Annotated in this window: 13 protein-coding genes and 2 pseudogenes; 2 read left to right on the forward strand and 13 right to left on the reverse strand. The window is 43.3% G+C overall.

Features of this window, described 5'->3' with window-relative positions:
* Positions 1-165 precede the first annotated feature (165 nt).
* Complete coding sequence (locus L2712_RS18790) at positions 166-501, forward strand: hypothetical protein (protein ID WP_248978672.1); 336 nt, start codon at positions 166-168, stop codon at positions 499-501.
* A gap of 329 nt (positions 502-830) precedes the next feature.
* Here the strand turns inward: L2712_RS18790 and L2712_RS18795 are convergent, their stop codons facing one another.
* The 10 genes and pseudogenes from L2712_RS18795 to L2712_RS18835 all read right to left on the reverse strand — a co-directional run bounded on the left by L2712_RS18795 (position 831) and on the right by L2712_RS18835 (position 7,221).
* Positions 831-1,103: a barstar family protein gene (locus tag L2712_RS18795; protein ID WP_248978673.1), complete on the reverse strand. Its 273-nt coding sequence runs from the start codon at positions 1,101-1,103 to the stop codon at positions 831-833.
* A gap of 10 nt (positions 1,104-1,113) precedes the next feature.
* On the reverse strand, positions 1,114-1,896 hold the full coding sequence (locus L2712_RS18800) for a ribonuclease domain-containing protein (RefSeq protein WP_248978674.1): 783 nt from the start codon (positions 1,894-1,896) through the stop codon (positions 1,114-1,116).
* A gap of 3 nt (positions 1,897-1,899) precedes the next feature.
* Positions 1,900-2,055: pseudogene (locus L2712_RS19150) on the reverse strand (RHS repeat-associated core domain-containing protein); the annotation flags it as partial.
* Positions 2,056-2,134: 79 nt separating this feature from the next.
* Entirely contained in the window at positions 2,135-2,530 is a 396-nt protein-coding gene (locus L2712_RS18805) for an HVO_A0114 family putative DNA-binding protein (protein ID WP_220061622.1), read from the reverse strand.
* Between the two features lie 2 nt (positions 2,531-2,532).
* On the reverse strand, positions 2,533-2,892 hold the full coding sequence (locus tag L2712_RS18810; RefSeq protein WP_248978675.1) for a toxin-antitoxin system TumE family protein: 360 nt from the start codon (positions 2,890-2,892) through the stop codon (positions 2,533-2,535).
* 124 nt (positions 2,893-3,016) lie between these two features.
* Positions 3,017-3,964 carry a tyrosine-type recombinase/integrase gene (locus L2712_RS18815; protein ID WP_283104926.1) on the reverse strand — a complete coding sequence of 316 codons (948 nt, stop codon included), beginning with the start codon at positions 3,962-3,964 and terminating at the stop codon, positions 3,017-3,019.
* Entirely contained in the window at positions 3,951-4,430 is a 480-nt protein-coding gene (locus L2712_RS18820) for a hypothetical protein (protein WP_248978676.1), read from the reverse strand. The genes L2712_RS18815 and L2712_RS18820 overlap by 14 nt, the downstream gene beginning before the upstream one ends.
* Positions 4,430-5,182, reverse strand: a complete 753-nt coding sequence (gene istB / locus L2712_RS18825; protein ID WP_248978677.1) for an IS21-like element helper ATPase IstB — start codon at positions 5,180-5,182, stop codon at positions 4,430-4,432. Before istB ends, L2712_RS18820 begins: the two co-directional genes overlap by 1 nt.
* Before the next feature lies 1 nt (position 5,183).
* The gene (gene istA, locus L2712_RS18830) at positions 5,184-6,722 is read right to left on the reverse strand and encodes an IS21 family transposase (protein ID WP_248978678.1); all 1,539 of its coding nucleotides are present in this window, start codon (positions 6,720-6,722) and stop codon (positions 5,184-5,186) included.
* Positions 6,723-6,927: 205 nt separating this feature from the next.
* Positions 6,928-7,221, reverse strand: coding sequence for a hypothetical protein (locus L2712_RS18835; protein WP_248978679.1), 294 nt, complete (start codon positions 7,219-7,221; stop codon positions 6,928-6,930).
* 160 nt (positions 7,222-7,381) lie between these two features.
* On the opposite strand from L2712_RS18835, the gene L2712_RS18840 reads away from it, so the two are divergent.
* Entirely contained in the window at positions 7,382-8,374 is a 993-nt protein-coding gene (locus L2712_RS18840) for a hypothetical protein (protein ID WP_248978680.1), read from the forward strand.
* A 281-nt stretch (positions 8,375-8,655) separates the two neighbouring features.
* Here L2712_RS18840 and L2712_RS18845 read toward each other — a convergent pair.
* From L2712_RS18845 to L2712_RS18855, 3 genes and pseudogenes are all read right to left on the reverse strand, one after another.
* Positions 8,656-8,769 (reverse strand): annotated as a pseudogene (locus L2712_RS18845) (alpha-amylase family glycosyl hydrolase); the annotation flags it as partial.
* Between the two features lie 90 nt (positions 8,770-8,859).
* On the reverse strand, positions 8,860-9,360 hold the full coding sequence (locus tag L2712_RS18850) for a hypothetical protein (RefSeq protein ID WP_248978681.1): 501 nt from the start codon (positions 9,358-9,360) through the stop codon (positions 8,860-8,862).
* A 3-nt stretch (positions 9,361-9,363) separates the two neighbouring features.
* On the reverse strand, positions 9,364-17,079 hold a 7,716-nt coding region (locus tag L2712_RS18855), incomplete at its 5' end, for a SpvB/TcaC N-terminal domain-containing protein (RefSeq protein ID WP_428848631.1).

Below are 17,079 nucleotides of genomic sequence, written 5' to 3' on the forward strand. Positions count from 1 at the left end.
TACAGTCAGCTGAGACCACATCAATATAACGGTGGGCTGACACCCAATGAGTCAGAGCGAAGATACTGGCTTGAATACAAAACCGTGGCCAATTTTAGTTGACCACTACACCCTAATGAGGCTGTAACTTGTCAAAATGGGGATTATATTAGAATTAAACCGTTATTGTTTTATAAGTTTCCAGAGAAATTTGCACATGAGTTTTCTAATGAGCATGTCATCTTACAACATAAATCACTTGGGGTAGGAAAGTTACTTGGATTTAAGGCAAGACAAAATGGTACAGGATTATTATTTGACGTCCAGTTTGATGAAGTTAAAACCTTCGACCTTAATGACTTTTGTAAGTATTTTGATGAGGTTTATTTCCCTAGGCAGCAAGAGAGTAAATACATTAAATTTTTAGGGGCTATCAGTTTATATGAAGATCATAAACTTCATACTCTTTACGATTTTGTCCAGTCACCGGTAAGTTGGAGTGAATCGCCACTACTTCACTAGACGACTTTTAGCCTCATTAAAATACTGACGTTCATACTCTAACGGTGATAGCCCATTATTGGAACTATGTTTAGCAGCGCTGGCCCAAACTGCCCGTCCTGCTGTCAGACACTGATCGTTTCTACTGGCAAGCACAGCCCAGGCTGCTGGTCGAATTGCCCACTTACAGGCAAGAAAAAGCCCCAAAAATGGGGCTAATTGACCAAAAGTGTTAAGGCTGTCCTATATCTTCTGGTCATGATAAGCCTCGACTGGTGAGAAGGGGATACTTCAAAGCCTAGTCGAGGGGTTATCGAACATCAAAAAGATTTGGCTGCCCTGTTTTTACTTTATTGCTTTGAAAATGTAAACTCTGGTAGTTCTACCGCAGCATCTTCAAAAACGCTTGCTATATTGGTCGCATCCTCCCCCAAAAACTTCAAACTACTTTCAAAGTTAATCCAAGTTATTGAAGTTGGTAGTTCAATCTCTCCAGTCAAGCAGTCCCATAACGCATCCAAATTCTCACCATAATAATCTGGCAAATCTAATTTCAATTTTATTAATTTATGGAATTCCTGTTTGTTTTTAAATTCGTGTCCATCAATGATTATGCTAGTCATCAACTCTCCGTCATAGTTGGGTAAAAGTTTTATAGTGGTTAGTGGTTTTATACATGAGCCCATCGCTTGAATATAAAAGCCTATCATTACCTCTGTAACCACTTGAGTAATTTATATCAGCTTCTCTCCATACTCTTCCGTTAGAAGAGGGTAAGCCCCCCTCACTGTTATGGAATATGTCACCGCCGATGCTTTTACCGGGAGCTATATCTTGCAGATTGCCCTTTTTGGGGTCCCAACCCAAGGCTCGTGCATCCTTTTTGGTAATGAAATTATCAGGCAGTACACCATTTTTTCTTATATAATCCGATACATCATCAAACGAATTTACAACACTTTTAACCTTACGTATCGCTGTAATGCTTTCTTGAGCGGCATCAGCAGCGTTACCAAGCTTCCTAGCTTCACTAGCAAATGGAATTAAACCAGCCCACCGCCAGAGGCCTGTTACATCGTCATTGGTGAAAAAATCTTTACCCGTTAAGGCTGTATATATATCGGCCGCTACTCCAGCAGGGGTAAATCCCACCCCCAAGGATACTGCATCATCAATACCAAACCCAGAACGATCTTGGCTGGTACTTGTATTTTCGCCAGTAATTCTAGCATAGGTAGCAAGAGCAATTTTAGCCCAATCTTTCTCATCCGTAGTTTGTTGTTGCTCGTTCTGTTGCCCGTTGGATACCTCAAGAGTAGGCTTTTTCTTTTTTGAATCGTCCTTTAATTCTTTACTTGCACTACAAAAACCGGCGAATCCCACGTTTGATCCTGTGCCACAGTCATTATTGGCCATCATATACCCCGTCGGATCTGTCCCAGACATAGGGTTATTCAAGATATATGAATAGGGGTTGGCACTTTGACTGTTCTTGGGGAACTGCAAGAAGGGATCGACACTCAGGAAACGACCTACGTTGAAATCGTAGATCCGACCGTTCATATGAATTAATCGGAAGAAATTATTATTTTAAAGAGCATAAAAAAGGCCCGAATGTACGAGCCTTTACATAATAACCATTGAAGAACCTGTGTTAAGCTGCCTGCTGTTGCAAGCCAGCAATAATATCTTCAACTTCTTTGTCGATTACAATTTCAAAATCAGTATACAAAGCCACAGGCTTCATATTACGACCTTCACCTTTTTCGAGTCGCGCAAAACCTTTCTCACACAATGACTTCAATGTGTTAGAGAGATTTGATTTCTTACGGCCTGATAGCTCTGCTAAGGCTGTAACACTCTCAGGCCGTTCAGTATCAATCAGCCTTAGTAGTGCAATATTCTCAGGGTTAAGGATCTGAGAAACTGCATTGAGAGATGTGTACCAAACTTTAGGCTCATCTTTCGCTGGCTTATACTTACCTTGAGCAATCGCAAGTACTCTGGCGCGAACCAATTGCTCTGACATAATGCCTATTCTTGCTTTCATAGCTACTTACCTTCTATAGCTTCGATTGTTTTGTCAACACCATCAAAAAAGTCATTCAGTAAAGTGGAACAATCTGTAAATTCATAGGGAGTGCCTTTATCGCTGGCTGACTTATGTACATGGTCATAGTCATGGCGCTTACCTGCATACTTTTTCTTTTTCGGTTCTTTAACGGCATGGGCATTGTCCATGCCGAATACGCGTTTATTGTATTTATTATGGAGCGTAAGATTATAGCGAATCCCGTGAGGTCGATGTTTTGATGGGGCTACTTGCCAAACCTCAATCTTCCACCAATAGCCATCTTCTCTATGAACCTCCTGCCCATGAAGTTCTAGTAGATTGTTTAAGCCTGTGTTCAAATAAAGTAACCCTTTTTATGTTATGACCCGATTATAACTAAGCGTATGCCATAAGTCCAATGATGGCTACCTATTGGCCGCCATTTCTGAGCTTACTAAAAATAGCTCTTCCGTGAGCCACGCTTTACTGTTGAGCAGCAGGGTGCGTCTTGTTATAGACTTCCCGCAGCTTTGTCATGCTCACATGCACATAAATCTGTGTGGTTGATAAGTCTGCATGCCCGAGAAACTCTTGCACATGACGAATATCGGCACCGTGATCCACCATGTGTGTTGCCGCAGCATGACGATACTGATTGCAAGCGCCTGACTTGCGTACACCGGCCAACTTGATGTACTTGGCCACCAGTTCCGAGAGCTGAGCTGCCCGAAATGGTTTACCATTATTTGCCAGGAATAAGGTTTTACCGGAGTGCACATTGGCCAACGTCGGCCTAACTTCTTTCAGGTAACGATAAATCCAAATGCAAGTGTCTTTGGCTATAGGCACGTATCTGTCTTTAAAGCCTTTTCCCTGATAGATCCTGAGTTGGCATTGCTCAAAGTCAACATCGTCCAGCGCCAAGGTGCCAAGTTCAAGTCGCCGAATACCGGAAGCATAATAAGTCGTCATAATAGCCGTGTCCCTTATGCCTTTTAGTCCATAGTGTTCGGCCTGTTGTAAGACCTTCTTTACCTCCTGCTCACTAAGAACTGGCTTAGGTAATCGCCTACCATTTTTCGGCAGTTCAAAGTGTTCAGTAGGGTTCACCGATAGCACTTCTTTGATGAATAACGTTCTCAAAAATACCTTTACCGCAGTCAGACGATAACGAATGGTGGCTCGGCATAAAGGCCCACCATGACACGCTTTTCGATACAGATAAAGGTACTGCTGATAGCTATCGAGCACTTCCAGGTCAACCTGAGTTACATCGATCAGATCATGTCCAAAAGCCCATCTCTGAAAGAGCGACAATGCCGCTTCTTTGCTTAGCACGGTATTATCGCTTTGCCCTTTAGCTCGACAGATATCTAAATAGTACTGCATACATGCAGTTAAGCTTAGTGAGTTGGGTTTAGTGAGCCACATAGCGCTTCCCCCATATCATGAGATGAAACTTCACTGCATGATAATATGTACGGTGCCTATACCATTGAATGATTCTCGGGGCTGGTCTACTGGGACAATTGAGTTTTACCCCACAAGCGGCAACGATATTTTCCCCCTCAAACAACGGTTCCACAATACACCCTCGAAAAATTTCATGGCCACTACTCTTTAGCAACCCCATACGCCGTAAAGTTCCACGATAACCTGCGCCGTCAACTTTACTAGCTCCGGACACATAACGATTCAAGGTTCGATCGCAATACCCAATCAAATGGGTTTCAATACTGTCCATGCTTATTCCTTGTCGCGCCAGCTTTTGGCAGACGTGGGGGTTTATAAGCAAACGCTGGTGATAAATGTCAAAGAGCTGTCTAAGGTACGAGTCCTCCGCATTTGAGGAGGCCAACATCTGCTCATAAGCTTCAAGATGAAGGTCGGTATCCATTACTTGTCCTCCTTAACCGCTCGATATACCTTACGCATGGATTCACCGTGCAACTCTAGGCGATGCGCGCGATGAATGATGCGATCCATAATGGCGTCAGCAAGAGTAGGTTCTCCTATATATTCATGCCATTTACTGACAGGTAATTGGGTTGTGATAATGAGTGCACCGGACTCAACACGCTCTTCTATCAACTCAAGTAAATCTTGCCGATTAAGGTCATTTAACGGTGCCATTGCCCAGTCATCCAATATTAATAGCTTGTATTTGGCCAGCCCACTGCGCAGTTTGGGCAAAGAACCGTCTCTATGGGCAATGTCCAGTTCCTCCATCAGTAGATTGAAGCGCTTATACAGTACAGAAAAATTCAATTTGATTGCTTGATTGGCGAGCGCACAGGCAAGCCAGCTTTTACCGGCCCCTGTTGGCCCCGTAATGAGCAAAAACTGATTCCGTGCGACCCACTCACAATTAATCAAGGTAGCCAAATAGCCCTTATCAATTCCCCTCTTAGCTACGTAGTCGATGTTTTCCACGCAAGCTTGCCCCTGTTTTAGCCTCGCAGCCTTAAATAGCCGCTCCCGCTTTTTTTGAGACTTGTATTGGATCTCCTCACAGGTCAAAAACGCTAAAATATCGATTATGGGAAGTGCGAGCATATCCGGCGTTACCAGTACTTTTTTTAAGGCTTCACTCATGCCGATTAGCCGCAACTGCTGGAGATTGTCAAAAACGCTATGTTCACTGCTCATTTTACTGCCCTCCATTGAGGTAGTAGCGGGCACCACGAACATTATGATGAAGTGGCAACTGGCCTTGGACAGGCTTAGCCTCATCCAAAGGTTCATCCAATCGGCACTGTAAAATTGAACGGACACTGCTAACGGTCAAAGATTGAATTTCGCAGGCGCACTGACAAGCTCGTTCAAATCGCATTTGACCGTATTTTCTCGCTAATTTTTGCAGTTGAGAACATGCTTTACAGCCCTGCAACGAGCAATCAGGTACGCCATCAAACTGTGCCGATATCAAAGCCAAGGAGTGCTCACCGATATCTTTTGCCCAATGCATAAAATGGGCTTTTGATTGTGCCGCATACGCTTGATGACTCTTCGGGCGATGGCTGTTCTCCGTAGTAGCACCACCTTGAATATTGCTGCGCATATGCATAGCAACTAATTGGTGATGGAAATAGATTTCCACCATGTTTTGGCAGATTTTAATGTCAACAGACTGGCCAGTTAACTCATAGGGTACTGAATAGGCATGGCCATACACGTAAATGTGATAATCCCTATTCACCTTTTGCTGGTGTATCCAACGACCTATATTAAATGGCTTTGTAGGAAGGGGAGACAACGCTGCACGTTCTGTATGTTCAAACCGTTCACGGCGATTGCCCTGATAGCGCCTAAACGGGCGTTGATTCAGTTGCTCCAGCAACTCAACAATAGCCTGATTAATCTCTGCAATACTGAAAAAACGGCGGCGACGCAGCACCACGGTTATCCATCGGGTAACCAACAGTACGCCGATTTCGGCTAGCGATTTATCTTGTGGTCGTCTGACGCGCGCAGGTTCTACGACAAAACCATAATGCTCAGCCAACTCCTGATAGCTGCGATTTACTTCTGGGAACTTGCCTGGCCGAGTGACTGCGGACTTAAGATTGTCCGGCACTACCAATTGGGGAACCCCGCTAAAATAGGCGAACATCGCCTGATGGGCTTCTAACCAATCCTCCAATTTTTGGGAACTCAGTGCTTTGGCAAATACCAGTTGTGAGTATCCCATTACCCCAACAAACATTTCTGCATAATGCGTTTGCCCTGAATGTTGGTCTATCCAGGGAATACGCTTTCCAGCAAAGTCGACAAAACACACCTCGCCAGGGGCATAGTACTGACGCATAGAGACATCGATGGACTTTATGTAGTGCCTATACCAGTGAGTAAACTGCGAGTAACAAAGTGCATCGGTAGGTTCAATACTGCGGTATTCCTCCCACAGCTGAATGAGTGTTTGATGTTTTTCCTGCATTAAATGGTGCACATATGCCCAGTCGGGTTGACGCTTACTATTGTTTACCGGAACGATAGGGTTCAACTGTTTCAGTAACTGGTCATCAGAGTGTTGCTCCAACTCCGCAAGGGTCATGGCGGCTTTCCGTCGCTTATTACGATAGGTCCGCACCGTATTGGGGGAGATGCCCGCAAGCTGAGCAATCCGTCGATTGGAATAGTTGGTGGTCAGTAGCAAACGCAATAACTGCCGTAATTTACGTATGTTCATGATGAACTCCTTAATTTCACTGTGAAGGAAATCAAGGCACACACATGCCCACGCTTCGGTCTGACCGAAACTTGACAGTCTGGCATGGGAAAGCTTTAATGAAGTTGTCGAGCACGCAAATTCGACAACTTCCGAAGAAGTCAGCATCTGCAAATGCTGGCTTTTTCCCTTTCAGTGCCTTGGTAATGAAAAATCAAACGGTTGGTCACATGTCGATAGGCTTCTCCTCTGTTTGATATTGATGTTCAATACGTTGCTTTGCCAACCAAAGCGCGATGTCTTTTACAAGAGCAAATCGTCCTCTTCGTCCCGATATGGTAAAAAGCTCAACAGGAAAAGTCGGTTGAGACATGTGTTTTCGCAATGAATGGATACTCCTGTAGCCCATTGCGTTAGCCAGCCTTTCGCCCGTCAACAAAGGCGAGCTATAGCGATGCATCAATTCACGTTCTAATTCAAAAGCCAGTGTATCGACGTCGCTGCTGAGCTTCTTATTCATGCTGCAACCTATTTCGATTTGGTGGGATTAACTAAGAATACAAAGCCAAGCTAAACTTGCATAAGGCTTTATTTTTTGATTAAAGGCACGAGTTTATGAGATGGCTTGACAGTAAATATGATTTATATCAATCGATTGGCCTAAATGCGCACTGTTTGCAATGCCAGTTGCAAACTTTATTTATCCCATGTACACCTTCGAGAATTACCTTAAGCTAAGCAGGCGCACAAAATCGCTTGCTACTCGCTACTGGTGTGCTTGTCTGAAAGCACATTTGGGCGAATCCACTGCCTATGGAATGAAGAGGGCATTATTTGCTGACAGTGAGCAATGCAGTTCTACCGCCAACTGGCTGAACAATTCATCCCGCTTTTTTAACAAAAAAGAGCAGGGTGAACCTGTTATTCGAGAGTATGTGGTTGACATTATTGACCGTCGCTTAAACAGTCCAATTCCCTTTAAATCTCTGCTATGCCACCCCTTGTGGCAACTCATAGATAATCGCAACCCTACAATATCATCAGTGAATGTGGCACTGAGCAACCTTCCCTCTCACTATGTAAACCTACTTTTCACAGAAGATAGTTTCGGTAACCTGACAAGGAAACAATCGCTAACTAAGAAGGCCGTGTGGTCATTAATACAAAAAACCGACATCCATGCTTTCACATGCTTAATCGGTCGGTGTTTACAGGAAACAACGATGGAAGGTGAAAGACTTGATACGAATCAGTTAGAAGCCGTCAAATACCTTTTGAAATTAGCGAATATTACGCCATTTAAATCTATTGCTACTGACTTTTATCGGTTCATAAATGATCAGTTCTGGCATCTCTATTTAAATACTCCCCTCAACGTTCATCATGTCATTTGGCCGATTATTTCGCCAAAAGGAGAAAAATGTTACCTCCCCATGAGATTGATAGCTGAGGAAGCATTAAAAATAGACGAGGTAATTGAACTGTATGAAACGCTATATGAGCAAGCCTGTACGATTGGTCTTGTGCCTGGCAACCCAGCGGGAGAAGCTGATTTTTATGCTTTCATATGTCACACAGAAATGCAGCCTCTTATTGATACTCTCTTTAATCACACGCCTCCTCCCAAAACGCTTACAGATTTAAAGCACCGTATTTTTTTAGCAACTTGTTAAAATCTATGCACGACTAGCAGCAACTTGGTCAGTTCAAAGCAGTAGAAGTGATCACTCATGAACAGCAGAAGCGATCAATTGGGCCAGTGCCACCATATAGCGGCGCTGGCCCAAACTGCCCGTTCTGCTGTCAGACACTGATCGCTTCTACTGGCAACGACTGCTCAGACGACTGGTCACATTGCCCTGTTTTAGACAAGAAAAATCCCCTATTGAATGGCGCTGCGGAATAACGTTCAATATCAGATCTGCATTAACTATTGGGGTCTACGTACTTACTCATTCTTGCCAGAATGAGCATCTTCACCACACAAAAACGTCCTTCTGACACAGCGATTAATCACGTGGTAGAAGGGCGTGCTCTCAACATCTAATTGGCGGCGAGCGGTTGTCATGGCTGACCTCGATGGGTTCAAGAGGGGTACCTCAAAGCCTAACCAAGATGCTGCAACTCTTCAAAGATATGGCGGTTCTATATCTTCGCTTTATTCCCAAGGGTCTTTATGCTCATAAATATATAACCCTTCTGTTTGAAATTGCGTTATATCGATGTTGTCTGGGATGCCAATCAACCAATAATAATCATCTCCAGCGGCTATGTAGGCACCATTTTCGCAATTTTTTAACTGCGCCCAAATCATGCCTCTCAAACTCATTTGAAGTAGCTTAATTGCATCCATGAAACCAATAATAGTGGAATTTTTAAATTCCAATTTATGTTCAAGCAATCCAAAATGAATAGCTTCAAACTCTGAGGCAGTATCATCATCGACATTGTTCTCCAACGAAAGAACACGCATTTTTGAAATGTCGTTCTCAAACAAAAAATTAGCAGCAAAATCTAGCAACCTCACTTCCTCCACCAAATAATGCTCCCAACATTGATTTTCATCAACATAAGCATTTAGGGCATCCCAAATATTTGTCCATTCTTCTGTATAGTTAGCACGACGATAATCATATTTACCAACTTTAAAGTGTTTCATTACTTACTTACCTGTTCTCTTGAGGTTGACGTCATAAGAACCAGTTCGATTCTTGAGCTTTATGTCTTTTGGAGAATTGTATCCCTTAAAAGCATCGCCGGTATGTGAAGTATTAGATCGAACCAAATACTTTGGGGAGCCTTTGGGATTGTAATACACAGTATTTTTCTGGCTCTTAAGCCCTTGTTGCGGTTTATAGCCTTTTTCTCTTAATATCTTATCAGCTTCTTTGTTGGTCAATTGTGCGTCATTAGAACCTCTATTATGCTCCTCATCGTCATCAGGTCCCCCTCCAGGCATTCCAGTAGTGGAGTGCCTTATCTCTTCTAATGCTTTATCATCATCACCTGATGATACAGCTGCTGCAATCAAACCAATCCCAACAATAGCCTCTTCTACAGCCACCGGTATTAAAGGACAAACAAAAGCACAAGCTAACTCAGTTCCATTGAAGTTTTTGGGAGCACTTGTCGGATTGCCATCACTGTCTGTCCAGATACTATTTCCATTGGTACTGCGATTGTCCTTCGCAACACTGGCGTTCAGATTATCCGTCGCAACTTGCACCGCCTCCTTCCATTTTCCGGCCGATTCCTTGTCTCTACGCCTCTGCTGATGAGCTTTAGCCAAAGATTCATTACTTTGACCATTGGAGACGCCCCACTTGTCTAAAAGACGGCTAACCGGCGTGCTTTGACAACCCATAGGTGCTAAATCACATTCACGAGTTCGCCAATTAGAAGCCTCCGCCATATACCCTGTCGGATCCGTGCCTGCCATCGGGTTATTCAAGATATACGAATAGGGGTTAGCACTCTGGCTGTTCTCGGGGAACTGCAAGAAGGGATCGACACTCAAGAAACGGCCTACATTGAAATCGTAGATCCGACCGTTCATATGAATTAGTTCTTGCTCAGCTAAATGCTCGTGATCAGTAAAACCTCGATATACGCCTTGCCAATCTTTAAGCAAATCGTTGCCGCCAGCTAAATCGCGAGGTCGACCGAAAACATCATACCCCCTGCGCTGAAGCACACTGCCGCTAGTGGCATCAATTAAGGTATCAACGCCACCTAACCTATCTCTTAGTATGTGCTGGAACGGAGACTTATTCCCCAGGCTACCTACCACGGCTTTCATCTTAATCGTATGATCACCAATGTAAGTTTTTTCTATGGTTGCCGATGCAGTAACTTCTCGCTCGAAACTACCGACATAATAGGTAATGACAGACTCGCCATTAACTTCTTTAACTTGTTTAAAGCGCGTACCATCTGCACCGTAACTGAAAGTACTGGTGACCCCATTACGTTTGACGGTCATCGGCTTATTATCATCGTTATAGCTAAGCGCAAGCCCGTCACCAGTTAGCCGGTTACCATTTGCATCGTAAGTAAATTGATAAGTCGTACCACCACGCACAAACTGCCTAATGGCATTGGGACCTGCTAGTCCCCCTAACGTTTTGCCCACATTGCCATAACGATAATCTTCACCATAATCAGACTTTATCGTGATATTCCCCGCAGCATCATAGTCATAATCAATAGGATTAAAAGGCTCAAGCCCCAATCCATCTAGCTCTATCGTGGCATCCTGAACCCGCATCAACTCGTCATAACTGTAGCTTTCTTTAAACTTTTGACTCTGATTGTGCTGGAAGGCTAAATTCCCCATGCTATCGTAGTCATATTCAAGAAATTGTTCGCCTATCAGAGCATTACAATCACCGCTACCACTGGTACATATCATTCTTGCAGAACCAGCATCGTTGCGAATAATGTTTTGAATCAAACCATTACTATACGTCTGTTGATTGATACCGCCTTGGGCACTATATTTATCAATCGTTCTCAAAACCTTTATTGAATTATCATCAAACGCCTGATAATCCTCTATCAAATAGCCATTATCGTCATAGGTATAAGCAACGTGCTCGCCACTAGGAAATTGCACCGCTTTAAGTCGGCCAAAAGTATTGTCATAGGCATATTTTTCAACAAAATGATTACCATCAATAGTAGTTACGGTTTGAGTATTACGCCCTGCACTATCATAGCTAAAGGTCTTTACCTCACCTGCATAGTCTGTTTGATATAAGAAACCATTGCCTACTGCTATATCATCATAGATAAATTTACGACCACCGCGATTGATTAAACGGCCTAAATCATCATACTCATGGGTTGTGACTATCCCTCTGGCGTCAGTCTGTGTATCTATCTCACCATAAATATTATAGGTAAACGACCAGGTCCCCATATTTGGATCACTGAATGATTTTTTACGTCCTAAATCGTCATAAACCGCCGTAATTTCGCTACCCAATACGTCTTTAATCAATACAGGCAAGCCAGCCGCATTATAGGCAAATTCAGATGAGTTGCCTTTCGCATCAACAGTACTTATTAACTGCTTAAGACTGTTATAAGTACGACTAACATTAAAATTATAACCGCCACTAACTACGTTGATTTCTGTAGTCAAACCATCCAAATAGTCATAGGTTGAAACATAATTAACTATGCCATCATCGAAAGTCTTCGAGCCTGGTCGCCCCAGGACGTCATAATCTGTATAGGTAGTGGCAACAACAGTACCGTAATTTGAGGTAGGTATTGTCTCGGTTAACAGGTTCCCCATCGCGTCGTAACTTTTCGATGAAACAATATCCCCTGAAAATCCAGCGGTTACCTGCTTAACCAATCGATTTTTACTATCAAAATAGCTAACTTGTTCTGGCTTACCGCTACTACGTACAATCGTTTTATAGCTATAAGGTGCATCTGCCCACTGAACACTGTTATACACAGGAGGGGTTACTTGCACTTCGCCTTTGGTTGCATCTGTCTGTAATACTTGACCAATAAAGTTAATTGTATTTTCTGTAGTAACTTGACTGATGTCTGTGCTCGTTAATACCGCTCCGGTTAATGGATCGTTGGTATAACTCGCTGCAACTACATTATCCCCCCACTCACTGTTTGCTGTACTAACAACAAAGTAACCTTCGCTATCCATTGTTTTTTTGGTCCAACGAGTTCCAATGGTCTGGCTTAGCGCTTGACCATAGACGTCATAGTCGTCAAAGGATACTGTAGAGCTAACGCCTGGCGTTTTGGCTTCATCGGATAACGTCGTTGACTGGAGAACTACGAAGCCATACTTCTCACTGTCATAGCTATTTGTCTTAACAGTGGAAACGTTAAGCTGTTCAGGAGTTAATGTCGCACCGGCATCCGATTCATAGGAAACTGAACTCGAAGTCGTTGTCGTTGAGAGGAGCGACAATAAAGGCTGTGGCGATACATAGCCATACTTAACGTGTTGAGCATATTCAGTTGTCCCATCGACAACGGTTTTAGAAACGGTTTCCGACTGACAAAGAGAAGTCTTAGTCTGGGCAAAAGTCTCTGTAGTTATTTCCGTAAGTAACGAAGGCGCATACCACTTAGTTTCAGTCTTGCTTGGATAAAAACACCAAGACTCACCAACGGTATAATCACTTGATGCGGGATAGTTCTCCTCAACAGTATACAAACCAAGCAAATTGCCATTTAAATCCGTTGTCGTCTTTTGTCTAACCATGCCAGACAAAGGATATACCTGTTCAAACTCCGTTTTAACTATTTGACCAAGTTGAGAGTTAGAGTATTCATTAGTTTCGGTTATAGCACTAAACCCCTGAAATCCTCGGCCACCAATATGAAAACGAGCATTCTCATAATGGTACTTTGTTGAATTATATCCCCCGACACCATTATCCGTTTCTAGCTTAGACACAACCCGCATAGTATTGCCAAAATTCAAGTATGGATAGTCATTTTCTGTGCGGCTTAATGTGTATACGTCGTTATTAAGTCTTTTATATTCAATTTGATGTTTTACACCAAATCCGGTTGAAATGGATTTAATTACCGAGTCTTGAGTATCATCATGTATAAAGGCTACAAATTCAGTTGGATAAGTATCAGGATAAGTCCATGTACTTAATTGCGCATCTGACTCCCAACCTAACCCCGAAACAAAATCAGAACGACCATCGCCATTAATATCGATGACGGACATGGTCGCCAATGCGCCATAAACATCGAGCTTTTCTTCTTTATAGCTCTTACCATCAGGCTCCGTAATTAATACATTCCAATACCAAACATCATAATCATAGAACCTGCGTTTTGGCTCACTGCTTCCTGGCTCACCACAAGGTTCATCATTATTTGCATCAAAACACTGATAGATGTATTTCTTTCTATCATAATCAGGGTAGAGGATATCTTGACGACCATCACCATTGTAATCGACAAACTTAATAAACTGCTCATATACATAACCTGGCTTACTGCTTGAAACCATTAAATTGTTATAAGTAAAAGCCAACTCAGTTAGACCTGTAGATACCAGTTCTGAAAACGCTCCTGCGCCCTTATTGAAAGCCACATATCGAGTGAAATAGTTGTCACTACTATCGGCCTTTTTTAACGTTAGGACATCTAGTAACCCATCCCCATTAAAATCAGCAAATTTACTAAACTTGCTCCTATAGCCAGAATAGTCACTCGTATCAAACAAAACCGTTTTATCTTCGAAGGCTACCGTTTTATTGACTTTGTCGAAATTAACTTTGATCCACTCTAGTTTATTCTCGAATGATGGAGGTACTAAGTCAGCCATACCGTCCCCATCGATATCCATTAATGTGAATTTATCTTCTATTTTCTTACTAAAACTTCCCGCATAGTAAAAATCAGCGCCTACTTCCTCTCTAACATATGCCTTATAGGTAACATTTCCATTTGATATGGAGTCAGCCACAATCAGATCTTTTCTTCCATCACCATTTAGATCCAAAATATGATTTAAACAGACACGTAGCACGCCAAGTTCATCGTAACAATTTGCAGTGACGTTAGTTTCATGGCTAAAGCTAACATCGCCATTGTTTTCCAACCCGACAACTTGAACTTTTCTCGAAGGGTTTATGACAACAAAATCATCTCTACCATCGAGGTTGTAATCAATCATACCAATGAAATCATTATATTTTTTCTCATCGGCGTTAAAGATCCCATCTCCATTCAAATCTTGAAAAGAATCTGGGCCATTAGTCCTGGGCAAATTGCTCGTGTCTAATTTAGAGTTGGTAGAGGATAAATAAATATCAAAACCCATACTTAAGTCAGCAACACCGTCGCCATCGTAATCACTACTTTTACTTACAGGAAAACCTACAGTGTGATTATCACCTAGCCCTGAAAGTGCGTGCTGATTAGTCTTTGTATGAGAATATAAACGTTCATACCAATCAAACTCTGTAGACAAGCAAGAATCTTCATTTCTCGCATCACAATACTTCAAAGAAGTGAGTTTTTGGGCATCATTCAAGGCTTCGGCCACAGGTATATCGTAATTTAACTCCCAGTAAGCGAGCTCGATGTCATTACTGATCGTACTTATTTTACTCAACCTTTTACTAAAGAGGGTCTTTCCTCCCCAATGATATACAACCTCTAAGGGCTTATCCTCATAACTGAAATGGACCTTACGACTACCATAAGCATCATCGAATCCGGTATAAAAAATATCCTCAATATAGCGATTGCCATCAGAAATAACTTCTTGGCGATATGAGTAATGAATTTGATTCCCAAAACGATCTTCAAACCGATCCTGTAACCAACTCATTGGAAGAGTTAGACCAATAGCCGTCTTCCTACTGTTATTCTTACTTCCAAGACGAATAACCGAACCGTCAGTCATGTAAACTTCAAAATACGCTTTACCGCTATCTAAGCTTCCGCCCAACTGTTGAATATATTCGGTACCGTTTCTTTCTTTTTTATAGTAGGTACCAAATTCTCCATAAGCGCCTATACTCCCACCACTTGGCCCAACGACTGGTACGAGCCTTGCGCCGTTATAACAAAGTTTATCATCATTACTATAATGGGCAGATGAAGAAGCCTTATCCAGATCATATATCTGGCCACATCGAGAAATACTTGAATATGCAGATAAACTCCAACCCAACCCAACAAGCCCATCACCTGATTGACTAGAGTAATTGAGAGATATTGAGGGTTGTACGCCCTTACGACCAGGCGCAATAGTTATCGGTACAGAATAAGAGAATGCGCCACCATCAACACTAGCTTGCGCTTTAATTTCTCCTACAAGCTCATTCGACTCTGGGCTTGCTTCTGAATTATTTCCATCAGGAATACTACTAATATCACGAAGTCTTAATGCCTCAACTTTTACGCTTCCCGTTTGGATATCGGAATATTTCCCATTACTGAGCGCTCTTGTGGATATTGAATAGTTCCCTAGCGGTTGCAGGCCAAAATCTTGACTATACGGAGCCGTTGTATCACTAACCCAATTAACACCATCAAGTGAGAATTCAACTTGCTCGATCACGCTATCAATATCTGATGCAGAAGCCGATACAACTATAGGCTGACTTTCCTTAACAATCGCAGAAAGCGTCAAACTCACTGTAGGGGCATCATCAACGCTATTAACAGTCAGATCAAAGTTTCGACTGGTGGTCGTGGTGCCATCAGATACGTTAACGGTTACGGTACTGGTACCGTACTTATTCGCCGCAGGCTTGAGCGTCAGGGTTCGACTGCCACCACTGCCACCGAGGATCACATTAGCCGTCGGCAATAGCGTGGTATTGGAGCTGGCGCGAGTAATCGTCAAAGAGGTCGCCGCCGTTTCCACATCACTGATAGTAAAGCTAACTGCTTTGTTAACGTCTTCATTAGTACTTTGATTGGCAATGACTGAAACGACAGGCGCGTCGTTGACGCTGTTAACGGTCAGCACAAAACTGCGACTGGTTGTCACTGTGCCATCGGACACGTTAACGGCCACGGTACTGGTTCCGTACTGGTTCGCCGCAGGTTTAAGCGTTAGCGTACGACTGCCACCACTGCCACCGAGGATCACATTAGCCGTCGGCAATAGCGTGGTATTGGAGCTGGCGCGAGTAATCGTCAAAGAGGTCGCCGCCGTTTCCACATCACTGATGGTAAAGCTGACGGCCTTATTAACGTCTTCATTGGTGCTTTGATTGGCAATGGCTGAGACTACGGGCGCGTCATTGACGCTGTTGACGGTCAGCACAAAACTGCGACTGGTGGTCGTGGTGCCATCAGATACGTTAACGGTTACGGTACTGGTACCGTACTGGTTTGCCGCAGGCTTGAGGGTCAGGGTTCGACTGCCACCACTGCCACCGAGGATCACATTAGCCGTCGGCAATAGCGTGGTGTTTGAGCTGCTGCGAGAGATCGTTAGAGAGGTCGCCGCCGTTTCCACATCACTGATGGTAAAGCTAACTGCTTTGTTAACGTCTTCATTAGTACTTTGATTGGCAATGACTGAAACGACAGGCGCGTCGTTGACGCTGTTAACGGTCAGCACAAAACTGCGACTGGTGGTCGTGGTGCCATCAGATACGTTAACGGTTACGGTACTGGTACCGTACTGGTTCGCCGCAGGTTTAAGCGTTAGCGTACGACTGCCACCACTGCCACCGAGGATCACATTAGCCGTCGGCAATAGCGTGGTATTGGAGCTGGCGCGAGTAATCGTCAAAGAGGTCGCCGCCGTTTCCACATCACTGATGGTAAAGCTGACGGCCTTATTAACGTCTTCATTGGTGCTTTGATTGGCAATGGCTGAGACTACGGGCGCGTCATTGACGCT

Origin of the sequence: Shewanella marisflavi, from assembly GCF_023283925.1 — a bacterium.
Taxonomy (GTDB): domain Bacteria; phylum Pseudomonadota; class Gammaproteobacteria; order Enterobacterales; family Shewanellaceae; genus Shewanella; species Shewanella marisflavi.